Annotated in this window: 22 protein-coding genes and 1 tRNA gene; 9 read left to right on the forward strand and 14 right to left on the reverse strand. The window is 71.7% G+C overall.

Annotated features, from left to right (window positions below):
* Positions 1-34: 34 nt before the first annotated feature.
* From efeB to SCNRRL3882_RS20925, 6 genes are all read right to left on the reverse strand, one after another.
* On the reverse strand, positions 35-1,324 hold the full coding sequence (gene efeB / locus SCNRRL3882_RS20900) for an iron uptake transporter deferrochelatase/peroxidase subunit (protein ID WP_010032875.1): 1,290 nt from the start codon (positions 1,322-1,324) through the stop codon (positions 35-37).
* A gap of 6 nt (positions 1,325-1,330) precedes the next feature.
* Entirely contained in the window at positions 1,331-3,355 is a 2,025-nt protein-coding gene (locus SCNRRL3882_RS20905) for a copper resistance CopC/CopD family protein (RefSeq protein ID WP_010032880.1), read from the reverse strand.
* A gap of 13 nt (positions 3,356-3,368) precedes the next feature.
* A complete protein-coding gene (locus SCNRRL3882_RS20910; RefSeq protein WP_010032883.1) occupies positions 3,369-3,842 on the reverse strand; it encodes a copper chaperone PCu(A)C in 474 nt (157 codons plus the stop codon).
* Positions 3,839-4,492 (reverse strand): SCO family protein, encoded by a 654-nt coding sequence (locus SCNRRL3882_RS20915; protein WP_010032885.1) that lies wholly within the window; start codon positions 4,490-4,492, stop codon positions 3,839-3,841. The genes SCNRRL3882_RS20910 and SCNRRL3882_RS20915 overlap by 4 nt, the downstream gene beginning before the upstream one ends.
* A 92-nt stretch (positions 4,493-4,584) precedes the next feature.
* The gene (locus SCNRRL3882_RS20920) at positions 4,585-5,325 is read right to left on the reverse strand and encodes a YcnI family protein (RefSeq protein WP_010032886.1); all 741 of its coding nucleotides are present in this window, start codon (positions 5,323-5,325) and stop codon (positions 4,585-4,587) included.
* 157 nt (positions 5,326-5,482) lie between these two features.
* Positions 5,483-6,298: a hypothetical protein gene (locus SCNRRL3882_RS20925; protein ID WP_010032887.1), complete on the reverse strand. Its 816-nt coding sequence runs from the start codon at positions 6,296-6,298 to the stop codon at positions 5,483-5,485.
* Positions 6,299-6,520: 222 nt separating this feature from the next.
* Here SCNRRL3882_RS20925 and SCNRRL3882_RS20930 point away from each other — a divergent pair, with 222 nt between their 5' ends.
* Positions 6,521-6,991 (forward strand): ATP-binding protein, encoded by a 471-nt coding sequence (locus tag SCNRRL3882_RS20930; protein ID WP_010032889.1) that lies wholly within the window; start codon positions 6,521-6,523, stop codon positions 6,989-6,991.
* A 98-nt stretch (positions 6,992-7,089) separates the two neighbouring features.
* On the opposite strand, the gene SCNRRL3882_RS20935 is transcribed toward SCNRRL3882_RS20930, so the two are convergent.
* Entirely contained in the window at positions 7,090-10,083 is a 2,994-nt protein-coding gene (locus tag SCNRRL3882_RS20935; RefSeq protein ID WP_010032894.1) for a glycine--tRNA ligase, read from the reverse strand.
* Positions 10,084-10,257: 174 nt separating this feature from the next.
* Here SCNRRL3882_RS20935 and SCNRRL3882_RS20940 point away from each other — a divergent pair, with 174 nt between their 5' ends.
* Positions 10,258-10,590, forward strand: coding sequence for a hypothetical protein (locus SCNRRL3882_RS20940; protein WP_010032898.1), 333 nt, complete (start codon positions 10,258-10,260; stop codon positions 10,588-10,590).
* Positions 10,587-11,474 (forward strand): triphosphoribosyl-dephospho-CoA synthase, encoded by an 888-nt coding sequence (locus SCNRRL3882_RS20945; RefSeq protein WP_010032900.1) that lies wholly within the window; start codon positions 10,587-10,589, stop codon positions 11,472-11,474. Before SCNRRL3882_RS20940 ends, SCNRRL3882_RS20945 begins: the two co-directional genes overlap by 4 nt.
* On the opposite strand, the gene SCNRRL3882_RS20950 is transcribed toward SCNRRL3882_RS20945, so the two are convergent.
* Together SCNRRL3882_RS20950 and SCNRRL3882_RS20955 are read right to left on the reverse strand one after the other, a co-directional pair.
* Complete coding sequence (locus SCNRRL3882_RS20950; RefSeq protein ID WP_040902375.1) at positions 11,464-12,951, reverse strand: aminopeptidase P family protein; 1,488 nt, start codon at positions 12,949-12,951, stop codon at positions 11,464-11,466. The two genes, SCNRRL3882_RS20945 and SCNRRL3882_RS20950, sit on opposite strands and share 11 nt — an antisense overlap.
* 76 nt (positions 12,952-13,027) lie before the next feature.
* Positions 13,028-14,560, reverse strand: a complete 1,533-nt coding sequence (locus tag SCNRRL3882_RS20955; protein WP_078602710.1) for a PP2C family protein-serine/threonine phosphatase — start codon at positions 14,558-14,560, stop codon at positions 13,028-13,030.
* Positions 14,561-15,060: 500 nt separating this feature from the next.
* On the opposite strand from SCNRRL3882_RS20955, the gene SCNRRL3882_RS20960 reads away from it, so the two are divergent.
* Together SCNRRL3882_RS20960 and SCNRRL3882_RS42630 are read left to right on the forward strand one after the other, a co-directional pair.
* The gene (locus tag SCNRRL3882_RS20960; protein ID WP_010032907.1) at positions 15,061-15,726 is read left to right on the forward strand and encodes a bifunctional DNA primase/polymerase; all 666 of its coding nucleotides are present in this window, start codon (positions 15,061-15,063) and stop codon (positions 15,724-15,726) included.
* A gap of 355 nt (positions 15,727-16,081) precedes the next feature.
* On the forward strand, positions 16,082-16,450 hold the full coding sequence (locus tag SCNRRL3882_RS42630; protein ID WP_418952364.1) for a hypothetical protein: 369 nt from the start codon (positions 16,082-16,084) through the stop codon (positions 16,448-16,450).
* Positions 16,451-16,706: 256 nt separating this feature from the next.
* Here SCNRRL3882_RS42630 and SCNRRL3882_RS20970 read toward each other — a convergent pair whose 3' ends face one another.
* The 3 genes from SCNRRL3882_RS20970 to SCNRRL3882_RS20980 all read right to left on the reverse strand — a co-directional run bounded on the left by SCNRRL3882_RS20970 (position 16,707) and on the right by SCNRRL3882_RS20980 (position 19,456).
* Entirely contained in the window at positions 16,707-17,672 is a 966-nt protein-coding gene (locus SCNRRL3882_RS20970) for a DUF5926 family protein (RefSeq protein WP_010032913.1), read from the reverse strand.
* Between the two features lie 173 nt (positions 17,673-17,845).
* Positions 17,846-18,484 carry an ATP-binding protein gene (locus tag SCNRRL3882_RS20975; RefSeq protein WP_040902377.1) on the reverse strand — a complete coding sequence of 213 codons (639 nt, stop codon included), beginning with the start codon at positions 18,482-18,484 and terminating at the stop codon, positions 17,846-17,848.
* A gap of 144 nt (positions 18,485-18,628) precedes the next feature.
* Positions 18,629-19,456: a glycerophosphodiester phosphodiesterase gene (locus SCNRRL3882_RS20980; RefSeq protein WP_029180694.1), complete on the reverse strand. Its 828-nt coding sequence runs from the start codon at positions 19,454-19,456 to the stop codon at positions 18,629-18,631.
* A gap of 285 nt (positions 19,457-19,741) precedes the next feature.
* Here SCNRRL3882_RS20980 and SCNRRL3882_RS20985 point away from each other — a divergent pair, with 285 nt between their 5' ends.
* The 4 genes from SCNRRL3882_RS20985 (at position 19,742) to SCNRRL3882_RS21000 (ending at position 23,448) form a co-directional block, all read left to right on the forward strand.
* Positions 19,742-21,175, forward strand: a complete 1,434-nt coding sequence (locus SCNRRL3882_RS20985) for a S1C family serine protease (protein WP_102514840.1) — start codon at positions 19,742-19,744, stop codon at positions 21,173-21,175.
* A gap of 63 nt (positions 21,176-21,238) precedes the next feature.
* A tRNA-Ser gene (locus SCNRRL3882_RS20990) sits at positions 21,239-21,325 on the forward strand.
* An 822-nt stretch (positions 21,326-22,147) separates the two neighbouring features.
* On the forward strand, positions 22,148-22,462 hold the full coding sequence (locus SCNRRL3882_RS20995) for a hypothetical protein (protein ID WP_231911154.1): 315 nt from the start codon (positions 22,148-22,150) through the stop codon (positions 22,460-22,462).
* A gap of 227 nt (positions 22,463-22,689) precedes the next feature.
* Entirely contained in the window at positions 22,690-23,448 is a 759-nt protein-coding gene (locus SCNRRL3882_RS21000; RefSeq protein WP_010032927.1) for a glycosyltransferase, read from the forward strand.
* An 18-nt stretch (positions 23,449-23,466) separates the two neighbouring features.
* Here the strand turns inward: SCNRRL3882_RS21000 and SCNRRL3882_RS21005 are convergent, their stop codons facing one another.
* Together SCNRRL3882_RS21005 and SCNRRL3882_RS21010 are read right to left on the reverse strand one after the other, a co-directional pair.
* Positions 23,467-24,228: a PIG-L deacetylase family protein gene (locus SCNRRL3882_RS21005; protein ID WP_010032930.1), complete on the reverse strand. Its 762-nt coding sequence runs from the start codon at positions 24,226-24,228 to the stop codon at positions 23,467-23,469.
* A gap of 9 nt (positions 24,229-24,237) precedes the next feature.
* Positions 24,238-24,474 carry a ferredoxin gene (locus SCNRRL3882_RS21010; protein WP_010032932.1) on the reverse strand — a complete coding sequence of 79 codons (237 nt, stop codon included), beginning with the start codon at positions 24,472-24,474 and terminating at the stop codon, positions 24,238-24,240.
* Between the last annotated feature and the right edge of the window lie 84 nt (positions 24,475-24,558).

The raw sequence follows: 24,558 nt of genomic DNA on the forward strand, positions 1-24,558 counted from the left end.
GCTATCCCCCACAAGCCCGCCCAGAGACCAACTCTCACCCCTCCAGCAACTTCTGTCCCACGTACTCGCCCTCCGCGGCCCCACCGGGCACCGCGAACAGCCCGCTCGACTCGTGCCGGATGAACTGCGACAGGGCGTCGCCGCGGTCGAGCTTGCGCTGCACCGGCACGAAGCCGCGCAGCGGATCGGCCTGCCAGCAGATGAAGAGCAGGCCCGCGTCCGGGACCCCGTCCGGGTCGATGCCGTCGTGGAAGGAGAACGGGCGGCGGAGCATCGCCGCGCCACCGTTCTGGTCGGGCCGTGTGATGCGGGCGTGGGCGTTGATCGGGACGACCAGGTTGCCCCGGGAGTCCGTCTTCTCCAGGTCCATCTCGGTCGTCTCGGTGCCGCCGGACAGCGCCGCCCCGTCGGACTTGCGGCGGCCTATCACGTCCTCCTGGGCCTTGACGGAGAGCTTCTCCCAGTCGTCGAGGAGCATGCGGATACGGCGTACGACGGCGTAGGAGCCGTTCGCCATCCAGGCCGGTTCGCCCTTCTCCGGCACGAAGATCCGCTGGTCGAAGTCGGCCTCGGACGGCTTCGGATTGCGGGTGCCGTCGATCTGCCCCATCAGGTTGCGGGCCGTCATGGGGTGGGCGGTCGCGCCCGGCGAGCGGTTGAAGCCGTTCATCTGCCAGCGCACCTTGGCGGCCCGGCCCGCGTCCTTCTGGATCGCGCGCAGGGCGTGGAAGGCCACGAGGGCGTCGTTGGCGCCGACCTGCACCCACAGGTCGCCGTTGCTGCGGTTCCTGTCGAGGTGGTCGGAGGAGAACTCGGGCAGCGGGTCCAGGGCGGTCGGCCGCTGCTGCTCCAGGCCGGTCCTGCCGAAGAAGCTGTGGCCGAAGCCGAAGGTGATCGTCAGCGACGAGGGTCCGGCGTCGCGGGCCACATCGGTGTCGTCGTGCGCGCTCGGCTCGCCCGCCATCAGCCGCCGGGCGGTCTCCGACCAGCGGCGCAGCAGGGCGGCGGCCTCCTTGCGGCCGGCGCCTGCCGCCAGGTCGAAGGCGACGAGGTGGCCGCGGGCCTGGAGGCCCTCGGTGATGCCGGGCTGATGTTTCCCGTGAAACATCGCCCGGTCGGTGCCGAGCGAGGTGAGCGGAGCGGCGGCGTCGGAGGGGGCGGCGGCGTATCCGACGGCCGCGCCCGCCGTGCCGAGGACGAGCCCGGTGGCACCGGCGGTGCCGAGCAGGCGGCGCCGTGAGATGCCGTCCTGGGCAGGGGCCGCTTCGGTCTCCCCCGGCACGGTGCCGGGGGTACGGGCTTGCGGAATGGACTGGTCAGCCATGGTGGTTCAGCCGATCTGCGCGTTCTTGGAGACGGTCACCTCGTCGATGTCGGAGGTCCGCACGGTCACGTCGACCTTCCAGTCGCCGGCCATGGGGATCTGCACTCCGTTCGCCGACCAGTGTCCGGTTGCGATGTGGTCGGGGACGACGGGCAGCGGCCCGATGTCCTTGGCTTTGAGGGTGAAGTCGACCTTGACCTCGGGGATGTCGAAGGCCCCGCCGCCTGGCCGCTCCACGTAGACGTGCATCTCGTTGTCGCCCACGCGTGCGGGGTCGAGGTCGACCGTGACGATGCCCTTGCCGTCCTGGCCGCCGGTGTCGAAGGGCATGTTCAGGGTCAGTGCCCCGGACCCGCTCGTGTCGGGCGCGGTGGACGCGGAGGACGATGTGGCGGCCTTGGCCTCCTGCTCCGTGCGTCCCGGCTCGGTCTGTGTGAGGACGGTGGTGACGGCGAGCAGGACGACCGCGATGCCGGCCTCGGTCAGCACGGAGCGGCGCAGGCCGGAGCGGTTCGGGTCGGCGTCCCGCAGCCGCTTCTGCCGGGCGGCGTCCCGGGCGGCCCGTTGCCGGGCGAGCTGCGCGGCCCGCTCGGTGTCGGCGGGCTCGGAATCAGGCTGCTCGTCGGACTCGGCGTCGGCGTCGGTGTCCGTGTCGGTGTCGGCGTCGGCAGCGGCCTCTGGGTCCGTGCCGGTCTCGTCATTGCCGGTCACAGCGGGCTCGGCCGGACCGGCAGCGTCACCGGAGGCATCGGCCCCTGCTCCGACCCGCGCCTTCTCCCGCTCCGCCGATGCCGGCACCGCTTCCGCCAGGCGCCCGGTCCACCGGCGCGAGATCCACGCGACGCCGACCAGGACCGCCACGAGGGCGATCTTGGCGAGGAGCAGTTGTCCGTACCGCGTGTCGGTGAAGGCCGACCAGGAGCCGAGCTGGCGCCAGGACTGGTACGTCCCGGTCGCGATCAGCGCGACGACGCTGCCGAAGGCGACGCGGGAGAAGCGGCGTACGGCCGTCGCGTCGACGGGCGCGTCGGCCGGTGCCCGGTACAGGGCGATCAGCAGCGCGCCCAGCCCGCCGAGCCACGCGGCGACGGCGAGCAGATGGAGGACGTCGACCGGCATGGCGATGCCCGCCTGGAGCCCGACCGAGGCGTGCTCGGACATCGCCCAGCTCGCGGCGAGTCCGGCCGCCACGACGACGCCGCCGATAGCGAGCCCGAAGGTCAGGTCGCGCTTCTCCTGGGGGTCCTCCCGCTTGTCGTACGCCCCGAACAGTACGGCGATGAACAGCGCCGCCGCGGCGAGCAGCAACAGCCGGGACACCAGGGCCGCGCCGGTCTTGGTCTGGAGCACCTGCCCGAGCAGGGACAGGTCGAAGACGTCGGCGACCTTCCCGGAGCCGGTGAAGGAGCCGCGCAGGAGCAGCAGGGCGAGGGTGGCGGCGGTCAGCGCGAGCCACCCGGAGACGACGAATCGCTGCACGGGCCGCACCCCGGAGCCGCGCGGCCAGCAGGCGAGTACGAAGGCGGCGCCGCCGGCCATCACGATGAACCCGGCGTAGGACACGTACCGCCCGAAGCCGTACAGCCAGCCGACCACGCCGTCGTCGGTCGACTGCCCGGAGACCGACACGGACGTCTTGGAGGGGGCACCGATGGAGAAGGTGTAGGCACCGGCCACGGGATGGCTGTCCGCGGACACCACCTGGTAGGCGACCGTGTAGGTGCCGTCGGGCAGTCCGGAATGGAGCCGCACGGCGTAGGTCGTGCCGCTGACACCGGACGGTTCGCCCGCGTCGACGCGCTTGCCCTCGGGGTCGAGCACGCGCAACGAGTCGTCGGACAGCGCGACCTGCTCGGAGAAGGTGAGCGAGATCCGGGCCGGTGCCTTGTCGACCACCGCCCCCTGCGCGGGGTCGCTGCCGGTCACCGCGGCGTGCGCGGAGGCCGGACCTGCTCCGGCCAGGAGTGCGCAGGCCGCGGCCAGGAGCAGCAGCACCACAGTCCGGACACGGGGGGCGATGGTCTGCGTCACAGTGGTCCCTCCCTCAGTGTCCGGTCTTCGGGTTGTAGGTCGCCGACTTCACCGGCATCTCGACCTTGACCGGGCCGGAGTGGGCGAAGTGGAGCTCGACGGAGACCGTCTGACCTTCCTTCGGCTTGCGCTTCAGCTGCTCGAACATCAGGTGGTTGCCGCCGCTCTTCAGCACGAGTTCGCCGTGGGCGGGGACCTTCAGGGCCTTGACCTCCTGCATGGCCCCGCCGGTGGTCTCGTGAACGGTGACCTGCCCGGCGACGTCGCTGGTGACCGAGGTCAGCTCGTCGGCGGCACCGCCCTTGTTGGTGACGGTGAAGAAGCCGGCCGCCATCTCGTCGGAGACGGGCTGCGGCATGTACGCGGAGCCCACGGAGAGTTCCGCCTTGCCGCTCCCGGAACCGGAGTCCGAGGCCGAGCCGCCGCAACCCGCCAGGGCCAGTGCCCCGGCTATGACGAGGGCCGCAGGTGCGAGTCGCCGCCTCACGGGTTCTCTCCCTTGGCGATCTTGGGGAGGTCCTTGGTGTAGTCGTCGACGGTGGCGTCCTCGCCGTAGAGCACATAGCCGCCGTCGGTCTTCGGCGAGAAGGCGATGACCTGGGTGCCGTGCTCGGAGATGATCTTGCCGTTCTTGTCCTTGTGCGGCGGATCGATGGAGATGCCGAGGGTGCGGGCTCCGGCCTGGATGGTGGCGAAGTCGCCGGTGAGGCCGATGAACTGCGGGTCGATGCCCTTGAGCCACTTGCCGAGCTCGGCCGGCTTGTCGCGGTCCGGGTCGGTGGTGACGAACACGACACGCATCTCGTCCTGCTCGGCCTTGGGCAGCTGCTTCTTGGCCACGGCGATGTTGCTCATCGTCGACGGGCAGACGTCGGGGCAGTGGGTGTAGCCGAAGTAGATCAGCGTGGGCTTGCCCTCGGTCTCCTTGCGGAGGTCGTACTTCTTGCCCTGCGTGTCGGTGAGGACCAGGTCCGGCTTCTCGAACGGCTTGTCGAGAACGGTGGCGGCCTTGTCGCTGCCGGCCTGCTCGGACACGACGGCGACCGGCTTGTCGCTGTCGTTGCCGCTGCCGCAGGCGGTCAGGGTCAGGGAGGCCGCGGCGAGCAGAGCGGCCGCGGCGAAGGTCTTGGTGCGCATAGAAAATGTCCCAGATGTCGGTGACCCGGCGCGCACCGGGGTTTCCGCCCGGGGGGGGGGTGACCCGGTGCGCGCCGGCAACGGAAGCGGCGTCAGGCGTTGGTGCGCCGACGCCCGGCCAGCACGCCGTAGGCGACGCCCGCCGCGCCGACCACGATGCCGACGATGCCCAGGACGCGGGCGGTCGTGTCGGTGCTGCCGGAGGAGGTGGTGTCGGCGGCGGTGTCGGCGGAGGCCTTCTCCGCCGACGTGGCGCCGGAGGCCTCGTCGCCCGAGGAGGCGTGGTGCCCGTCGTCGGAGGCGGCGGACAGCTCCAGCACCGGGGCCGGGTTGTCGGGCTCCTCCTGGCCCTCCTGCGGTACCTCGATCCAGCGGACGATCTCCTTGTTGGAGTACGTCTGGAGGGCCTTGAAGACCAGCTGGTCGGTGTCCTCGGGAAGTTGGCCGATCGAGACCGGGAACTTCTCGAAGTAGCCGGGCTCGATGCCCTTGCCGTCGGCGGTCCAGGTGACCTTGGTGACGGCCTCGGAGATCTTCTCGCCGTGCATCTCCAGCGGCTTGTCCAGCTTGGACTTGGTGACGTCGATCTTCCAGCCGGGCATCGGCTCCGGCATCACCGAGGCCAGCGGGTGGTCGGTGGGGAAGTTGACCTCGAGCTTGGTGGTCGAGGCGTCGTCCCGCTCGTTGGGGACCTTGAAGTCGACGACCGCGTAGCCGCCCTTGGCGGCTGCGCCCTCGGGCTGCACGCTGACGTGCGCGAAGGCGGGGACGGACAGGGCGAGAACGGTGATGCCGGCGGCGGCACCGGCCGCGGCGATACGGGAAGCCTTCATGGAAGGAGCACTCCGCTGTGAGTCGGTCCGGATGGGAAGGGATACGCGCACGCGCGCGGGCCGCACGACCGCGGCCCCCCTCCAAGCCGTCCGAGGCATCCGGAATCAACCGAATCAACCGGATCGTACGAAAAGGCGGAGTGGTGGTCGCGTCGCGTCAGGCGGCGAGGGCGAGTGCGGATGCGCGAGCCGTGGCGGTCGGCGGGCCGCGCCGGATCACCGTGTGCTGAAGTGCGGTCGTGCGCGGCATCGCAGGCGCGGGCCGCGCGGCCTGCACGGGGCGCGGACAGGCCTCCGGGGCTCCCGGCAGCCCGGCGCGCAGGGCGCGCACCAGCGCGAGCGCGGCCCGCAGGGAGCGCACGAGCGCCCCTTCCGTGACTCCCTGCGCCGATAGTTCGGTGAGCCGCAGCAGGGCCAGGTCGCCGTGGCGCAACAGCCAGCCGGCGGCGATGGCCGCGAGGACGTGGCCGAGCAGCATCGGCAGGGACGGCCACAGCGAGGTCGACGCCCCGGCGTCCGTCGGCAGATGCGTGTGCGTGCCCGGGGCCGGCTGGATCCGGGCTTCGGTGAGGATCTTGTGCGCCTGCGCCGGGCTGATCGCCGCCGCCGTCGTGCCGCACACGAACCGCGCGGCCTGCTGGACCAGCGTGGCGTCGCTCGTGCCCGCCGGCACCGACGATGTGACGGCGGCCGTGCCGTGCTGACCGAGTCCGAACAGGGCGTGCAACACCGTCTGACCGGCCGCGAGCAGTGCCGCGATCCCCGGCAGCGAGCGCACGCGCCCGGCGAACGGTGCCGCCACGGCGACCACCCCGAGGAACCCGGCGACCAGCGTCCACAACGGAATGCCGTCGCAGGAGGCGAGCGCGTGACCTGCCCCGGCCAGCACGACACAGACCGCGGCGAACACCGCGGCCCGCAGGATCCGGAGCGTGAGTCCGGAGCGCGTCGCGCGCGCGTGGGGGGCAGTCATGGCGGGCTCATCATCGCACTGGCCACCCGGGCCTCGTGCGGCAGGTCCGCAAGATGCCCTACGACCGGAACGTCACTCTCTGACCCCTCCCGCCCCCACATACACCGATCAGAGCTGGGGCGCATCCGCCGTATGGGCGGCGTCACGTCAACTTCACGCTTACATGCGGGGACTCGGGGCAATACGTAACGGTATGTCGAGCCGCGGCCGGGAGGCTGGAGCATGAGCATCTGGTGGTCACTCCATCTGCGGCGCGAAGCTGCCAGCGTGCCGCTCGCCAGGCGCCTTCTGATCGGCACCATGGAGACCGCGGGCGTCGACCCCGACATCTCCTACGACCTCTCCGTCGCCCTCAGCGAGGCCTGCGCGAACGCCGTGGAGCACGGCGGGGACACAGCACGGGGCGGCCCCGGTTCGGAGGCCTACCGGGTCACGGCGTACCTCGACGGCGAGAAGTGCCGGATCGAGGTCGCCGACGCGGGCCCAGGGTTTCCCGCGGGTTCGGCCGGCCGGTCCCGCCCGCCGATCCGGCCCGCGCACACCGACGCGGAGAACGGCAGAGGGCTGTGCCTCATCGAGGAGCTGGCCGACCATGTCCACATCGGCAACAAGCCGGGCCGGGGCGGGGCCGTGGTGAGCTTCGACAAAGTCCTCAAGTGGCGCGAGGACGCCGCGCCGCTGATGGCGGTCTGACCTCTGCGGACGTCCGATCGGCTGGGATCCGGTGTTTCACGTGAAACGTCAGCCCCGTAACCCTCCGCCCCACCCCTCCGCGCTCTTGCGCCCGCCTCCTACAGCGCACCCCAGTCCAGCGTCGTACGCGCCAGCCCCGCCACCTGCGTGAGCAGCGCAAGCCGGGCCGCGCGGACCGCCGGGTCGGGGTCCATCACCAGCACCTCTTCGAAGAAGGCGCTGATCGCGTCGACCAGTGGAGCGGAGACCTCGATCAACGCGCCGAGGTCGTCCTCGCGGCCGTGCAGGGCCTGGCGCACTGCGTCGGCGCTCTCGGCGAGACGCAGCTCGGCGGGCGCGGTCAGCAAGGACAGATCCGCCGCCTCGACGCCGCCCTCGGGAAGGATGCGCACGACCCGCTGGAACGCGGCAGCGAGTGCCTCGAACTCCTCCGTGCCGATGTGCCGCTCCAGCGTGGCCAGGGTGCGGTCGCCGTGGGAGGGCAGGTCGGCCCACACCAGGACGGCCTGAACGAGCCGATGCTCGTGCCCGGCGTCCGTGAGCTGCTGCTCGTAGCGCCGGGTGATCAGCTCGGCGGCCTCGGCGACCCGCTCGGCGGGCACTTCGACGCCCTGCGCGGCGTACCGTACGGCCGCCGCGCGCAGTCCTTCGCTCACCCGCACCCCGGACACGGCAGGACGACTCCGCAAGACGTTGAGCAGCCCGATCGCGGCCCGGCGCACCCCGTACGGATCGGAGCTCCCGGTCGGCGCGGCGCCGATCAAGAACATGCCCGTCACCAGGTCGAACCGGTCGGCGAGCGACAGCACGGCACCCGCGTCCCCGGCCGGCAGGGCGCCGCCGGCGGAGCGCGGCAGCTCCATCTCGGCCAGGGCCCGGGCAACCTCGGGGGACTCGCCGGCCCGGTGCGCGTACTCCTCGGCCATCACCCCGGCCAGTCCGGAGAACTCGATCACCATCTGTGACGCCAGGTCGAACTTGGCCAGCGCACCGGCGCGCCGGACGACGTCCACCGCCTCCCCGGGGAGCCCGGCGCGCCCGGCCAGGTCGAGGGCGAGGGAGGCGATGCGGTCGGCGCGGTCGGCGACCGTACCGAGCCGGTCCTCGAACGTCAGCTTGTCCAGCCGGCGCCGGAACTCCGCCGGCGGCACCTTCAGGTCCGCCCGCCAGAAGAACGCGGCGTCCTCGTAACGGGCCCGCAGCACCGCCTCGTTGCCCGCCCGCACCACGTCGTCGTCGCACAGGGCGTTGGCGAAGGTGACGAAGTGCGGCATCAGCCGCTCGCCGTCCAGCACCGGCAGATAGCGCTGGTGCTTGCGCATCACGGTGGTCAGGACGCTCGCGGGCAGTTCGAGGTAGCGCTCGTCGAAGGACCCCCGCACGGCGTAGGGGAACTCCAGGATGTCGGTGATCTCGTCGATCAGATCGGCCTGACCCGCCACGTCGATCCGCCCACCCACCTCGGCCGCCGCCTCCACGGCACCCCGGACCACCGCGCCGCGCCGGGCGTCCCGGTCGAGCAGGATGCCGTGCATGTGCAGGAAGTGGGGGTAGCCCTCGGCCGAGGTGACGCGGACCTCCGGGTAAGGGGCCTGGCGCTGCACCCGTGTCGTGTCGCTCGCGGCGAGCGAGGAGACCACCACGGGCAGGGGAGTACGGCCCAGCAGCGCGAGCAGCCAGCGCACGGGCCGTGAGAACGACAGACCCGGGTCGCTCCACCGCATGTTGCGCCCGGCGCGCAGCCCCGACACGACCTCGGCCAGCAGATCGCTGAGCACCTCGACGGCCGGACGGCCTTCCTCGTGCCGGGTGACCGCCACGTACTCGACACCCTTGACATCGACGATCCGCACGTCCGTCGGTTCGGCGCCCTGGCTGCGGGCAAAGCCCAGCAGGGCCGCGGTGGGGGCGCCGTCCTTGAAGGCGGCGGCGACCTTGGGGCCGCGCACGGTCCGCATGGTGTCCCGCTCGCGGGGCTGCACGCCCTCGACCGTGATCACGATCCGGCGCGGCGTGGCCATCACGGTGATCGCGCCGTGGCCCAGCCGGGTCGCGGCCAGCTTGGCGGTGACCGACTCGCGCACCGCCTCGGTGGTGGCGGGGACGTCGGCGTACGGCAGTTCCTCCACGCCGATCTCGAACAGCAGCGTCTCGACGCCGGGCACCTTGGGCAGCGCGGCCCGCTCGGCCGGGGCCGGTGCGGCCGCCACTCCGAGCGGATGCTCCAGCGCGGCCCGCCGCCGCTCCCACAGCTTGGCCGACTCGTGCGTCAGGCCGCGCATCAGCGCGAACGCCTTGGCTCGCTCGGTGGTGCTGATCGCGCCGCGCGCGTCGAGCACGTTGAAGGTGTGGCTGCACTTGAGCACGTACGTGTACGCCGGGACCGGCAGCTCCAGGTCGAGCAGGCGCCGGGCCTCGGCCGCGTACGCCTCGAAGAGCCGGTGGTTGGTGTCGAGGTCGGCGTCGTCGAGGTAGTAGCGGCTCATCTCGTACTCGTTCTGCCCGAACACCTCGCCGTACGTGATGCCCGGCGCGTAGACGATGTCCTTGAAGTGGGACACGCCCTGAAGGTTCATCAGGATGCGTTCGAGGCCGTACGTGATCTCCACCGACACCGGGTCCAGGGCGACACCGCCGACCTGCTGGAAGTAGGTGAACTGGGTGATCTCCATGCCGTCCAGCCAGACCTCCCAGCCCAGTCCCCAGGCGCCGAGCGCGGGCGAGGCCCAGTTGTCCTCGACGAACCGCACGTCGTGCGCGTTCAGGTCGACGCCCAGTGCGCGCAGGCTGCCCAGGTACAGCTCCTGCGGGTTGCCCGGGTCGGGCTTGAGGATGACCTGGAACTGGGTGTGGGTCTGGAGCCGGTTCGGGTTCTCGCCGTAGCGCGAGTCGTCCGGCCGCACGCTCGGCTCCACGTAGGCGACGCTCCACGGCTCCGGGCCGAGCACCCGCAGCGCCGTGGCCGGGTTGGCCGTACCCGCTCCGACCTCGGTGTTCAACGGCTGCGTGATCATGCAGCCGTTGTCGCTCCAGTACTTCTGAAGGGTGAGGATGGCGTCCTGCATGGTCAGCGCCGTCTGGACGTTCTTCATGATGATCGCGCCTGTTCCCCGAGTCGACCCGGCAAGGTCGGCCATGATCTCACAGGACAATTACCGTTGACCTGCGGGTTTTTGGCCGCTGTCCGGATGGCGCCGGTTGATACACAGCCGGCTCTCAGGCCGGCCTCACGCATCTGACGGGTGGTGTACCTAAGTTCGCCGTTCATGACGGGAAACCACTGGAACACCTCGCTCACCCGCCGTCGCGCCCTCGTGGTCGCGGGCGGCACGGTCGCCGCGGGCGGCCTGGCCGCGACCGGCTACCAGCTCGTCCGCAAGGCCATCACCGAGGGCAAGAGCGGCGTCCCGCTCACCCTGCGCCTCACCGTCGTCGACGCCACCGACGGCTGCACCCCGGTCCCCGGCGCGGCCGACGGCCTCCTCACGCTCGAACCGGTGCACGAGAAGGACCCGTCCAAGGGCTACAAGGGCTCCCTCACCCTGGGCATCGACCCGGACGCGGAGAACACGGGCGCGGGCAGCGGCGGCGGAGGATGAACGGCCCGGAGGACGAGGCACTCGCACACGCCGCCGTCGACGCGCTGATCGGCCAGCTGGCCCTGGCCCCCAAGCCGGGCCTGCCCGACCCGCGCGACCTGACGGCCCGGGCCACCCGCCGGGACCACCGCGCCCTGCGCTGGTCGGCCAGGGCACTGCTCCCCGGCCTCACGGCGATGGCCGCCGCGGCCCGCCGCACGGGTGAACCCAGCGCCCGGCTCCGTGCGGAACTGGGCGCGATCGGCCGCTCCACCGAACACACGGTGGGCCTCGCGGGCGGCGGCCACCGGGGCGCCCTGTGGACGCTCGGCCTGCTGGTCGCGGCGGCGGCGCTGCAACCGGGCACGGCCCCGGCCGAGACGACGACCCTCGCCAGACACATCGCCGCCCACCCCGACCGCCACGCCCCGCGCCGCCCGTCCCGCGGCTCCACGGTGTCGGCCCGCTACGGCGCGGCCGGTGCCCGCGGCGAGGCCAGGGCCGGATTCCCCCACGTCCGCCGCGCCCTGAACACGCTCACCACTGCCCGGACCCAGGGCGCCGCAGAGCCCCAGGCCCGTCTGGACGCCCTGCTCACGGTGATGTCGACGCTCCAGGACACGGAGTTGCTGTACAGGGCGGGCCCCATGGGCCTACGGCACGTCCAGGCGGCGGCGCGCGGTGTGCTGGAGGCGGGCGGCACGGCGACGGGACCGGGTGCCCTGGCTCTGCGAGCGCTGGACACCGACCTCGTCAGCCGTGCCTGGAGCCCTCGAGGCAGCGCCCCTCTGCTTGCGGGAGCGCTGTTCCTGGACGCCCTGGGGGCGCGGGACAGCGTGGATGTGCGACTCCGCCGCGGAGCGCGACCAGACCCCACACACCCGCACCCCAAACTCAGCCCTTGACGGACGCCATCCACGCCTCGACCTCGTCCGCCCGACGAGGCAACGCCGCACTCAGATTCCGGTTGCCGTCCTCCGTCACGAGGATGTCGTCCTCGATCCGCACACCGATACCCCGGTACTCCTCCGGCACCGTCAGATCATCGGCCTGGAAGTACAGCCCCGGCTCGACGGTCAGGCACATCCCCGGCTCCAGCACCCCGTCGACATACGTCTCGGTCCGCGCGGCAGCGCAGTCGTGCACGTCCATCCCGAGCATGTGCCCGGTGCCGTGCAGCGTCCACCGCCGCTGAAGCCCCAGCTCCAGCACGCGCTCCACCGGCCCCTCGACCAGCCCCCACTCGACCAGCCTCTCGGCCAGCACCCGCTGCGCGGCGTCGTGGAAGTCCCGGTACTTCGCGCCGGGCCGCACCGCCGCGATCCCGGCCTCCTGGGCCTCGTACACGGCGTCGTAGATCTTCCGCTGGATCTCGCTGAACCGCCCGTTGATCGGCAGCGTGCGCGTCACGTCGGCGGTGTAGTACGTGTGCGTCTCCACACCCGCGTCGAGCAGCAGCAGATCGCCCGACCGCACGGGCCCGTCGTTGCGCACCCAGTGCAGCGTGCAGGCGTGCGGCCCGGCCGCGGCGATCGTGCCGTAGCCGACGTCGTTGCCCTCCACCCGCGCACGGAGGAAGAACGTGCCCTCGATGTACCGCTCGGAGGTCGCCTCGGCCTGGTCGAGGACCTTCACCACGTCCTCGAAGCCGCGCACGGTCGAGTCGACCGCCTTCTGGAGCTCGCCGATCTCGAACTCGTCCTTGACCAGCCGTGCCTCGGAGAGGAAGACCCGCAGCTCCTCGTCGCGCTCGGCGGTGACCTTGTCGGTCAGCGCGGCCTCGATGCCGGCGTCGTACCCGCGCACGACCCGCACCGGACCCGTGGCCTCGCGCAGTGCCCCGGCCAGCTCGCGCACGTCGGAGGCGGGGATGCCGTACAGCTTCTCCGCCTCGGTGAGGGAGTGCCGGCGGCCGACCCACAGCTCGCCCTGGCCGTCCAGCCAGAACTCGCCGTTCTCCCGGTTCGAACGCGGCAGCAGGTAGATCGTCGCCTCGTGGCCCTCGCCCTTGGGCTCCAGGACCAGGACGCCGTCCTCGGTCTGGTTGCCGGTCAGGTAGGCGTACTCGACGGAGGAGCGGAAGGCGTACTCGGTGTCGTTCGAGCGGGTCTTCAGGTTGCCCGCGGGGATCACCAGCCGCTCGCCCGGGAAGCGCGCGGACAGCGCGGCCCGGCGGGCGGCGGTCTCGGCGGCCTGGGGGATGGGCTGGAGGTCACGCAGCTCGGTGTCGGCCCAGCCGCTCTTCATGTTCTCGGCAAGCTCGTCGGACACGCCGGGGTACAGTCCGTTCTTCCGCTGCTTGATCGGCTCTTCGCTCTCGTCCGGGCCCGCTGCGTCAGCAGCATCAGGCACTGCCGGGGTGAGCTCCTCCGCCACGGTCATCCTCCTCGATACGGCACTGGACCGTCCTCCACTCTACGGTGGCGCGGAAGCGGCCTCAGGGCGATGACGAGGAGCGTTACTCGAACCGCACCGCCAGCAGCACGACGTCCTCCGCCCCGTCCGCCGCGTCCAGCCCGTCGGGCAGCACGCTCCGCAGGACGTGGTCGGCGATGGCGCCGGGGTCGCGGCGCAGTGCCCGAGGTGCTCCGGCCGCCGCCGCGTGCAGCCGGGCGAAGGCGCGGTCGGTGGTCTCGCCGGTGCGGTGCAGCAGCCCGTCGGTGTAGAGCAGAACCGTCTCTCCCGGCTCGGCGAGGATCTCCACGCTGGGCGCCTCCCAACAGGCGAGCATGCCCAGCGGGGCGGAGACCGACGTCTCCACGAACTCGGTGCGGTGCTGTCCGATCAGCAGCGGCGGGCTGTGCCCGGCACCTGCCAGCGTGATCTTGCGCGCGGCCGGTTCGCAGTAGCCGAACAGGGCGGTGGCCGAGCGGGCCGGCTCGGTCAGCCGCAGCAGCAGCTCCAGGTCGGACAGGACGGCGACCGGATCCTCCCCCTCCATCACGGCGTACGCGCGCAGCGACGCCCGCAGCCGCCCCATCGCGGCGACCGCGCTGGGCCCCGCCCCCGTGACGGATCCGACGGCGAGGCCGAGGGCGGCGTCGGGCAGTGGCAGCGCGTCGTACCAGTCGCCGCCGCCCCGCGGGCCGGTGCGGTGCCGCGCGGCGAGATGGACACCGGCCACCCGCGGCAGCCGGGCGGGCAGCAACTCGTCCGAGATGGTCGCCATGGACGCGCGCGTGCGTTCCAGTTCGAGCAGCCGGGCGAGGTGTTCGGCGGCGTACCGGGCGTACAGGCCGACGAGGTGGCCCTGCCGTTCGTTCGGTTCGGCGGGTTCGTCGTAGAGCCACACGACGGCACCGAGGGGGCCGGCGGAGTCGGGGGACCCGGTGGACTCGGGGGTCAGGGGGAGGGCGTAGCTGGCGGCGTAGCCGAGGCGGGCCGCGACCTCGCGGTGGCGGGGGTCGAGCCCCTCCTCGGCGAACAGGTCGGGCTCGGCGATGCCGTCCTCGCCGCCCGGCAGTCCGTCGAGGATCCGGCCGTAGGACAGGGCGCTGCGGGGCACGGTCTCGATGTGGCCGAGGTCGGCGCGGGCCAGGCCCAGGCCGATGGTGGTGTCCGGGCCGAGTCCGTCGCCGGGTTCCAGGACGACGAGGCCGCGGCGGGCACCCACCAGGGCGGCGCCGGCCCGCAGGAGTTCCTGGAGCGCCTCGTCGAGCGCGGACGTGCGGGTCAGGCGCTCGGTCAGCTCGTGGAGGGTGGTGAGGTCGGAGACCCAGCCGGCGAGACGGTCCTGGAGTACCGCGCCCGGTGGGGCCGGAGGGTTTGACGGGGCAGCCGGGGAGGTACCCGCCGCGACGGGCGCGACAGTGTGTGCGGGCGCCGGAACCGTTGAATCGATTCCAGCCACTTTCGGAGGGTGCGGGGCGTTCATGGCGTCCGGCTTTCCGACCAGCGCGTACTGCTCAAAAGCATCGCAAACCCCCATGTCATTCTGCGCCGCTAGCAGTGTCTCCACATGTACACGCACTCGTGAGGAGATGTCCAGCATTGTCCTGCTGGGATTCCTGGTGTCTGTGAGGTCGGAGGGACATCTCTCCTTCCCCTTGCCGAAATGCAAAGTTGGCTTAAAACTGCCGCAAGGGACGGCTTATTGCGGTCGACTGGGCTTGCTCCACGGAGCGTCACAACGGTCGCGATGGGTACGTACTCGGTGAAGGCCAGGGGTGGTTGAGAACTACCCGGAACCTGGTGACGGACCCGGGCGTCTTAGCCACCGACGACCGTGCCCCATCCTCCCGTGGCGGAGGCGGAGAGAAATACGCGCGACGGCAAACGCCATACTTCGCCACCCCTACGCCACGCCCGTGCTTTTGATAGACGCAGTATGGGCGGGACGGCCGCGGAGGCAGCCAATGCTCGACCCATAGGGGTTCCCCTCGCCCACGGCAGGGTGTGATGCGCCAACAGGTACGCACAGTGAAGTGATCGACACATGATGTGATGTGGACCACGGTGTTGCCGGCGTGCAACGGAAAGGAACGAGCGCTCATGCGCGAGATCCTCGGAAGGCGACGCAGGCTCCTGTCCCAGCGCAGCGACGGGAGGCCTGAGCTGATCGGCGCGGCCCTGACCTACGCGACGGAATGGCAGTGGCCCGTACTCCCGGGCGTGGCGGCGGACCCCGAGGGGCGCAGCCGCTGCGGTTGCCCTGACCCCGAGTGCACGGTGCCCGGCGCGCACCCCTTCGACCCCGGCCTCCTCGCGGCCACCACCGACGGGCGCATGGTCCGCTGGTGGTGGAGCAACCGGCCGACGGCACCGATCGTCCTGGCCACCGGCGGCAAGGCCCCCTGCGCGGTCTCCCTGCCGGCCCTGCCGGCCGCCCGTGCCCTCGAAGCGCTCGACCGCACGGGCATGCGGCTCGGCCCGGTCGTCGCCTCCCCCAGCCGGTGGGCGATCCTCGTGAAGCCGTACTCCATGGAGCAGCTCGGCGAACTGCTCTACGCCAAGGACTTCGTCCCCGGCTCCCTCCGCTTCCACAGCGAGGGCGGCTATCTGGCGCTGCCGCCGTCCGAGACGGGCCAGGGCGAGATCCGCTGGGAGCGGGCGCCGCTGCCCGGCTCGGCCTCGCCGTGGGTGCCCGATGTGGAGGCCGTGGTGGACGCCGTGGTCGAGGCCCTCACTCGTACGGGTGTGAGCGCGCCCGAGTTCTAGGACTGTCGGGCGCGCCGAGCCCGGGTTCCGCCCCGGGGCGTTATGTTCCGGGGCCATGCCGCGTCATTCCCGGGGCCGTTCCGGGGACCCCCGAAAGATCCGACTGCTCGCCCTGACGGGCGTCGTGGCGGCGTGCGCGGTCGCACTGCCGCTGGCGGTGGCGTCCGCGGGGCCTCCCGGTTCCCCGGGGCCTTCGGGTTCCACGGGTGCAGGGGACACGGCACGTGCCGGGAGCTCGTCGGACACCGGCGGCCCGGCGAAGGGTGCCGACGTACGCGGAGGTTCTGTGTCCGGTTCCGGACCGGACGGCGTACGTTCCTCTGCGCCGTCCGCGGACGGCAAGGTGCCCTCCGCCGTGGCCGGCCTCCCCGCTGTCGGCCCGGGCCTGTCGGCCGCCGTGCGCTGCGGTCCCGAACTCTCCTCCCCCGAGGGCGTCGAGGCACAGACCTGTGTCGTGACGCAGGCCGCGGACACCTGGGCGCGGACCTACTACCGCAATGCGACCGGCGAGGCGCTGGACGCCGTACTGACCCTGATGGGGCCCGGCGCCCGGACCGTGCGGATCACCTGCGCGGTCGGTGCCGAGGACGAACCGGGGACGTGTGAGACGCCTCGCGAGCCCGCACGCGGGGATCTGGCGGCGTACACGGCGGTCGCGGAGTTCGCCCGGCGGGCCGGACAGGGGCCGCTGCTGCTGCGCTCGGGGAGCAACTCGCCTTCGTAAGCGGGCAGTTGAGGAGCGGCGGTGTTCGGTGAACGGCCGCGCGCATGGAAAGACCCGGTTGCTGGCGACGGGGGATGCACCAGCAACCGGGCTACAGGAACGGTAACAAGAGATCGGCTGTTCGCAAATTCGATCTCTCCCTTTCCAGTCACCGATCGGCTTGCCCCGGCAGGGAGTTGTGCACGGCGTCACCGGTCCGGAGTGCGCGGGTCCGGTCGGCCGTCCGAGCGGCCGGACCGGGCCCTGTGACGAGCCGTCAGCTGAGCGTGACCTGCCGGTTGGTGAGGCCGCCACGCGCACGGCGCTCGTCCGGCGTGAGCGGCGCGTCCGTCGCCAGGGCGGTGGCGAGGCGCTCGGCGAACTCCGCCGCCGGCTTCTCCACGTCCTCGGCCTTGACCCCGCTCGGCAGGTCCCAGACCGGCACGGTGAGCCCGTGAGCGCGGAAGGAGCCCACCAGGCGGGTGCCCTCGCCCAGGCTCGACCGGCCCGCGGCGTGCAGCCGGGCGAGAGCGTCCAGAAGCTGCTCCTCGGCGTGCGGCATGACCCACCGCAAATGGTTCTTCTCGGGCGTCTCGCACCAGTACGCGGCGTCCACGCCCTGGAGCTTCACGGTCGGGATGGCCGCGGCGTTGGCCCGCTCCAGGGAGGCGGCCACCTCCGCAGTGGCGTTCTCCGGGTCCGGCACCCAGAACTCGAAGCCGCTGTGCACTTCTGGCTCGAAGGCGCCCTCCGGGTCGAGCAGATCCTGGAGCCGCGGTCCGTCGGCCGGGGCGCGGCGGCCCTGCACGGGGGTGCCGGGCTCGGCTTCCAGGGCGCGCTGGAGGATGTCGGCGAGGTCGCGGCTGATGTCGCCCGACGAGGTGTCGTTCTGAAGGCCGAGCAGGACCGAGCCGTCGTCGCGGCGCAGGGCGGGCCAGGCCATCGGCAGGACCGTGGCCAGCGTGACCGCCGGGACGCCCTCGGGGAGGCCGCCCTTGAGCGTCAGCCCGGCCGTGGCCGCCGGGACCAGCTCGCGCAGGGCCACCCAGTCGCACTCGCCCGGCAGACCCTCGAAGGGGCGGTGCACCAGCTCGGTCGCGGCGTGGGCCGCGGCCCGGCCGTGACAGGCCTTGTAGCGGCGGCCGCTGCCGCAGGGGCAGGGCTCACGAGCGCCGACGACCGGGATCTCTCCGTCCGTGATCTGCGGGCGCTTGGCCTTCGTCTGGGGTCGCTTCTTGGCCATCGATGGGTCTCCCGGTTACGGCTCGTCTCGTACGGTCGCGAGCCTAGCCGTTCAGGCCTCCGGGGACGGGATGCTGTGGACAACGCGTCCGGTGGACAACGCGGGGCTGGTGGACACGCGGGTCCTGTGGACAACGCGGGTCCTGTGGACGACGGGGCGGGCCGAGGCCCGGGTCAGTCCATGTCGTCGAAGGCGTCCGCGAAGTCCAGTCCGGGTATCTGGGACACCGCCGGGGCCGTGACGCGTGTCGCGAAGTCGTCGCGGCGGTGTCCGGCGTCCGGGTCGTACACGTCGGCGTGGACGACGACCCATACGGTGACCTCGCCGCGGATGTCGTCCCGGACACCCCAGTCGTCGGCCAGCGCGGTGATGATGTTCAGCCCGCGGCCGCCGTGCGCCGTGACCGACGGGGTCGCCGGGGCGGGGCGGGTCGGGCCGCCGCCGTCCGTGACCTCGACGATGAGCCGGCCGGAGGGGTCCACGCGCCACGCGGCACGGACGTCACCGTCGCCGGAGAGCGCGTCGCCCAGGGGTCTGCCGTGTTTGCACGCGTTGCTCAAAAGTTCGGAAAGGATCAGTACGGCGTCGTCGATGACCGATTCCGCTACGCCACCTCTGCGCAACTGCACGCGCATACGGTGTCTCGCTTCCCCCACGCCCGCAGGGCCATGGGGTACGGCCATGCTCGACGACGTGGGCACCTCCTGTGCCACCACCAACGCCACCCCCGAGACCTCCTTCGCCCCACGCCACGGTGTGGATGCCCCATTGGCCTGTACCGGAAACCGGCCAATCCACGTCCGGTGACGCATTCACCACGATCGAATACGGGTCGAACGCGCCGGAGCACTCCCTGTAATCGTGTGGCTGGATTTCATCGGTGTGGCCGAGACGCGAGGATCCCGTCTGCCAAGGGTGAGGTCAAGAGGGGTGCGTGGGACTGGTGGGACTCGACCTCAGCGGCCGAGCTGGTCGAGCACCGCGCGCGGGCGGTTGGTGATGATGGCGTCGACGCCCAGGCCGACGCAGAGATCCACGTCCTCGGGCTCGTTCACGGTCCACACGTGCACCTGGTGGCCGGCCCGCTTCAGCCGCTCCACGTAGACGGGGTGGTTGCGCACGATCCGCAGGGAGGGCCCCGCGATCGGCACGCCCAGGGGCAGCCGCCCGTCGCGCAGCCGGGGTGAGACGAACTGCATCAGGTAGACCGTCGGCAGCGTCGGCGCCGCGGCACGCACGCGGTGCAGCGACCGGGCCGAGAAGCTCATGACCCGCACCGGGGACTCCTCGGCGGTGGCCGGGGCGTCGAGACCGAACCGCTTCAGCAGGACCAGCAGCCGCTCCTCGACCTGCCCCGCCCAGCGCGTGGGGTGCTTGGTCTCGATGGCCAGTTCCACCCGGCGTCCGGCGTCGGCGACGAGTTCGAGCAGCCGCTCCAGGGTGAGCACGGACGTCGCCTCGCGGTCCTCCGGGGGGTGCTCCCAGTCGGGTTCCTCGTCGCGTCCCTTCCAGGCCTCGCCCCTCTTCCAGGAACCGAAGTCCAGGGCGGCGAGGTCGGCGAGCTCCAGGGCGGAGACCGCGCCGCGGCCGTTGGACGTACGGTTGATCCGGCGGTCGTGTACGCACACCAGGTGGCCGTCGGCGGTGAGGCGCACATCGCATTCGAGGGCGTCCGCGCCGTCCTCGATCGCCTTGGTGTACGCGGCCAGGGTGTGTTCCGGGGCGTCCTCGGAGGCCCCGCGGTGGGCGACGACTTGAATCACATGCTGTCGTGCGTGGGTCACCGCGTCATGGTGCCACCGCGCGCGGGTACGCGTCCGGTCGGACGGACCCGGCGGATTCACAGGTCCGGACGGAGGCACTGGAATTGCGCCCCTTTCGTTAGTAATGACCTATATAAAGAATGGCCCCGGACCCACAGCCACCGCTTATGGTGCTCTGACGGCCAGTGGGAAAAGCTGACGGCATACAAAGGGACAAGCACAGCTGTATCGCGCCGGACCGTCGCCAGCGTGAAAAGCGTGACCGAGTGCGACCCAGGAAACAGCCGTGGATCGAGGAGAGAAGCTGTGAGCACCGAGAACGAGGGCACCGCGGTACCCCCCGCCCCGTCCGCACCCCCCGTGCCGGTCGACGCTCCCGCTGCTCCGGCGCCCGAGGGGCAGGCATCTCAGGGGCCGGGACCGTACGGACAGGACTCCCAGGGCCAGCCCGCCCACGGTCAGGGCGCTCCTGGTGACGCCGCACATCACGGCGTCTCCTCCTCCGCCCCCGACCCCTCCTGGCCCCCGCCCCCGCCGCCCACCTCCCCGTACGGCGGCGGCGGTTCCGGGTCCGGCGGGGGCTGGGGTTCGTCCTACCAGCAGCCGGAGCCGAAGTCCGGCCGTGGCCGTGGCGGTCTGGTCGCCGCGCTCCTGGTGGCCGCGCTGGTCGCGGGCGGCCTGGGCGGCGGTCTCGGCTACACGCTGGCGAAGAACAACGACGACAACAGCGGCTCGACGACGGTGTCCGCCGCCACCAGCGGCGGCGACGTCAAGCGCGACCCGGGCACGGTCGCGGGCGTGGCCGCCAAGGCGCTGCCGAGCACGGTCACGATCGAGGCCGAGAGCACCAACGGCGAGGGCGGCACCGGCACGGGCTTCGTTTTCGACAAGCAGGGCCACATCGTCACCAACAACCACGTCGTGGCCGGCGCGGTGGACGGCGGCAAGCTCACCGCGACGTTCCCGAGCGGCAAGAAGTACGACGCCGAGGTGGTCGGGCACGCGCAGGGCTACGACGTGGCGGTCATCAAGCTCAAGGACGCCCCGTCGGACCTGAAGCCGCTCACCCTCGGCGACTCGGACAAGGTGGCGGTCGGCGACGCGACCATCGCGATCGGCGCCCCCTTCGGCCTGTCCGACACGGTGACGACGGGCATCATCAGCGCCAAGAACCGCCCGGTGGCCTCCAGCGACGGCAGTGGCAGCCAGGCGTCGTACATGAGCGCCCTCCAGACCGACGCCTCGATCAACCCGGGCAACTCGGGCGGCCCGCTGCTGGACGCGCAGGGCAACGTCATCGGCATCAACTCCGCGATCCAGTCCACCGGCAACGGCGGCTTCGGCACCGGCCAGTCCGGCTCGATCGGCTTGGGCTTCGCCATCCCGATCAACCAGGCCGAGTACGTCGCCCAGGAGCTGATCAAGACCGGCAAGCCGGTGTACGCGAAGATCGGCGCGTCCGTCTCCCTGGACGACACCTCGGGCGGCGCACAGATCTCCAAGGAGGGCGCGGGCGGCGCCGCCGCACCGGTCGAGCCGGGCGGTCCGGCCGCGAAGGCGGGACTCAAGCCGGGCGACGTCATCACCAAGCTCGACGACCGGGTGATCGACTCCGGGCCGACCCTGATCGGCGAGATCTGGACCCACAAGCCCGGCGACAAGGTCACGATCACCTACGAGCGCGGCGGCAAGCAGCACACGGTCGACGTGACCCTGGGCTCGCGCATCGGCGACAACTGAGCCCCACCCGCGCGCACCGACCCGTTACCCTTGTCCCCGCGCCGCCGATCACGGCCGGCGCGGGGAGGCGTGCCCGAGCGGCCGAAGGGAACGGTCTTGAAAACCGTCGTGGCAGCGATGTCACCGTGGGTTCAAATCCCACCGCCTCCGCGTGGTGAGCAGTGAGAACGGCCCCTGACCTGGATGATTGGTCGGGGGCCGTTCTCATGCCGGGACTCTGTGACTGCCCGGTGTTCCCCGTCGCCTACCGCTTTGTCGGGCACGGCTGGGGCACGCCCACTGGGCCCCCGCGTCCGACGCTTGTACCGTTCCGAAGTGGCCTGGATATCACTACTTGCAACACTTGCTGGTGGCGTGATTGCTCTGGGATCGGCACTTCTCGTGGAGCACCGAAGAGCGCGGCGAGAATCGGTGTCTGAGTGGGATAGGACACGGCGGGAGCTCTACTCAAGGTTTCTCGCGGCTCATGCCCAAGCCGGCAGCGATCTGCGGAACATTGCTGCCACGCCCGGCCTCGATGCGGGCGAGCGGTACCGGCTGACACGGTCGGCCTACACCCACTGCTACGCGTCACGCCATGAGTTGGAGCTTCTCGCGCCGCCCTCCGTCGTTCGCCCGGCTGAGGAATGCAGCCGGGCAGTGCGAATGATGCGCGATGCCGTGAGCGCGGGGGCGCGTCTTGACAGCGATGAACTCGAGGAACTGACACGCAGGTACCTGGAACTGCGTCTGGAGACCAGAGGTGCCATGCGCTCGGACATCTCGGCCGACAACCTTTGACCTGCTTCGGGCCCGGGTGTTCGGTCGGGGGTCGTTTTCATGTCCGGCTACCGTGACTGGCGGGTGTTCCCCCCTGGTTTCCCGCTCGATCGGCATCTGAGTACCCGTGCTCATGTCCAGTGCCCGCTGCAGCCACCATGCTGACCGCATGTACTTGGTGGATCGTCGCCTGCAGACAGGATGGCAGTGGGCATGAGACGGGCGAATGAGCCGTCGACTGGTCAGCAGATCGGCGTCAGCGTGGCGCTGCTCGTCATCGACTTCATGCTCATCGCTTGGTCGGTGTACAGCGTTGGGATGGCGGGCTGGGCCGACAGCTACGAAAGCGATGGCGTCGCTCCGTCGAGCGCGTCGCGGGCGGCGTCACAGGCATCGTGGCTTCTCGGGGGCGGCGCAGTACTGACAGGCGGTGGCCTCCTCGCCCTGGGATGGCGCATTCCTGGCATCGTGCAGCTGGCCGTCCTCGGGTTCGGGGCGGTGCTGGTCTCTTCACTGGCTGCCGGTTGATGGCGCCCTGACAAAGGCTGTCCGCAGTGCCGGCCGGACAGCGCGCTCGGGTTCTTCGACCGGGGGCCGTGGTCCGTGCGTGGGCTGCAGCACTAGGATCGATCCGTAATCTGCGCAGGTCGCGGGGGGTTTCGCATGCGAGGTGGAGCGCGGCGGGGTGGGCGCCTTCGTCAAGGGCACACCGAGGGAGCGGTCTTGAGAGCCGTCGTGGCAGCGAGCGTGCCGGCGTGAGCGGGCGCATCGTCGTCGTCACCGCTGTGCACGGCCCGTCGGCCCGGTTTCTGCCGGAGGCCCACAAGTCCCTGTGCGAGCAGTGGCTGCCGGAGGGCTGGCGGTGGCACTGGGTGATCCAGGAGGACGGCGAGAGCGCGGACGTACGGCCGTACGTGCCCGACGACGAGCGGGTGACGTTCCGGCAGGGGCGGGCCGGGGGGCCCGGTGTCGCCCGGACCATCGCGCTGGCGCATGCCGAGGGTGCGTACGTGAAGGTCCTGGACGCCGACGACCGGCTGACGCCGGGCACGCTCGCGCGGGATCTGGCGGCGCTGGAGGCCGACAGCGGCCTCGGGTGGGCGACGTCGCGCGTGCTGGACCTCATGCGCGACGGGTCGACGGTCGGTTTCCGGGGCGACCCCGACCCGGGGCCGATCGAGCGCGGGGACGTGCTCGACCAGTGGAAGGCCAACGGCTTCATCGCACCGGTCCACCCGGCGTCGCTGTTCGTACGGTGGGAGTTGCTGCTCGCCCTGGGCGGCTGGATGGCGCTGCCGGCGTCGGAGGACACGGGGCTGCTGCTCGCACTGAACGCCGTGAGCCGCGGGTGGTTCTCGGGTGAGGTGGGGCTGCTGTACCGGAAGTGGGAGGGGCAGGTGACCGGACAGACGGCCCATGTGGACCAGGCCGAGCGCGCTGCCCGGATGGCGGTCGTGGAGGCCAGGGCCCGGGCGTTGGCCGGTCTTCGGTGGCCCTTTCCGGCGGGGCACTGACCCGAGCCGGTCAGCGACCTACGGCTTGAGCTCCGTCCCTGCCGGGGCCCTCGCGAGAAGGTCATGGCGGATGTACCACTCGGTACCGAGCAACCGCTCCCGCTCCGGTCCCGGCAGCGCGGCGATGAGACCGGGGGCGGCTCCCCGTTCCACCTCCGTGCGGTGCGCCAGCACGGCGGCGATTTTCCGGTCCAGCCAGGGAGAGACGTCGATGGTCGCCGTGACCCGGTCGTCCGGGACCGTGCGCATCGTCTTGCCGGCGGGGGCCAGGTGGCCGCCCCACGCCCGGACGGCGGAGTGCGGGTGCGTCGCCAGGTACAGGGCGCTCGGCTGCCAGGGCTCACCGGCGTCCGGGTAGAGGCGTTCGAGTCCGGCGGCGTGGGCCGCCAGCAGGGTCACGCGGTGGGTGTGGACGTGGTCCTCGTGGCCGGTCAGGCCGCCGTAGGCGTCGTGGGTGACGACGATGTCCGGGCGGAAGTCCCGGATCCGTGCGACCAGGGCGCCCACCGCCTCGTCGAGTGGGGCGTCGCACAGGCGCTGGCTGCCCGGGGCCGACCGCGGGACGCGGGAGTCGGCGTAGCCCAGCATGCGTGGCCGGCCGGCGCCGAGGATGTGGAGCGCGTCGGCCAGTTCCGCGGCGCGCGGGGTGTCCGCCGCCCAGGTGGCCGTGACGACCGCCGTGCGGGCGCCCGCCGCCGAATGCCGGGCGAGGGTGCCACCCGCCATCAGTGACTCGTCGTCGGGATGGGCGAAGACCGCGAGCAGGCTCGGTACCGGCACCGGAACTCGCTACGGACGGTCCGGTGACGAGGGCGCGTCAGCGATGGTGATGCTGATGGCCTGGCTGGGGCACTTCTCGGCCGCCTCCAGGATCTCCGGGGCGTCGCCCGCCTCTTCCCGGCCCGGGCGGACGACACCGAATCCGTCGACGAACTCGAAGACCGCCGGGGCCCTGTGGACGCACTCGGCGGAGCCGTAGCAAAGCTCGCGGTCGACAGAGACCTTCTGCCCCTTCATCCCCTTCATCCCCCTCGTCCCCCCACCGGCCGATACCGGAAGCCGGTGGGACCCGAGGTGTTGCCTGCCCAGCGCGAGACCGGCTGAACCGGC

The sequence above is a fragment of the Streptomyces chartreusis NRRL 3882 genome (assembly GCF_900236475.1).
Classification (GTDB): domain Bacteria; phylum Actinomycetota; class Actinomycetes; order Streptomycetales; family Streptomycetaceae; genus Streptomyces; species Streptomyces chartreusis_D.

Bases quoted from the DNA above. Each gene is read 5' to 3' on its own strand.
- SCNRRL3882_RS20925 (WP_010032887.1), bottom strand. From the start codon at position 6,298: ATGACTGCCCCCCACGCGCGCGCGACGCGCTCCGGACTCACGCTCCGG.
- SCNRRL3882_RS20935 (WP_010032894.1), bottom strand. From the start codon at position 10,083: ATGAAGAACGTCCAGACGGCGCTGACCATGCAGGACGCCATCCTCACC.
- SCNRRL3882_RS20950 (WP_040902375.1), bottom strand. From the start codon at position 12,951: ATGACCGTGGCGGAGGAGCTCACCCCGGCAGTGCCTGATGCTGCTGAC.
- efeB (WP_010032875.1), bottom strand. From the start codon at position 1,324: ATGGCTGACCAGTCCATTCCGCAAGCCCGTACCCCCGGCACCGTGCCG.
- SCNRRL3882_RS20995 (WP_231911154.1), top strand. From the start codon at position 22,148: ATGAGACGGGCGAATGAGCCGTCGACTGGTCAGCAGATCGGCGTCAGC.
- SCNRRL3882_RS20970 (WP_010032913.1), bottom strand. From the start codon at position 17,672: ATGGCCAAGAAGCGACCCCAGACGAAGGCCAAGCGCCCGCAGATCACG.
- SCNRRL3882_RS20945 (WP_010032900.1), top strand. From the start codon at position 10,587: ATGAACGGCCCGGAGGACGAGGCACTCGCACACGCCGCCGTCGACGCG.
- SCNRRL3882_RS20940 (WP_010032898.1), top strand. From the start codon at position 10,258: ATGACGGGAAACCACTGGAACACCTCGCTCACCCGCCGTCGCGCCCTC.
- SCNRRL3882_RS21010 (WP_010032932.1), bottom strand. From the start codon at position 24,474: ATGAAGGGGATGAAGGGGCAGAAGGTCTCTGTCGACCGCGAGCTTTGC.
- SCNRRL3882_RS20915 (WP_010032885.1), bottom strand. From the start codon at position 4,492: ATGCGCACCAAGACCTTCGCCGCGGCCGCTCTGCTCGCCGCGGCCTCC.
- SCNRRL3882_RS20955 (WP_078602710.1), bottom strand. From the start codon at position 14,560: ATGCTGGACATCTCCTCACGAGTGCGTGTACATGTGGAGACACTGCTA.
- SCNRRL3882_RS20960 (WP_010032907.1), top strand. From the start codon at position 15,061: ATGCGCGAGATCCTCGGAAGGCGACGCAGGCTCCTGTCCCAGCGCAGC.
- SCNRRL3882_RS20975 (WP_040902377.1), bottom strand. From the start codon at position 18,484: ATGCGTCACCGGACGTGGATTGGCCGGTTTCCGGTACAGGCCAATGGG.
- SCNRRL3882_RS20930 (WP_010032889.1), top strand. From the start codon at position 6,521: ATGAGCATCTGGTGGTCACTCCATCTGCGGCGCGAAGCTGCCAGCGTG.
- SCNRRL3882_RS20920 (WP_010032886.1), bottom strand. From the start codon at position 5,325: ATGAAGGCTTCCCGTATCGCCGCGGCCGGTGCCGCCGCCGGCATCACC.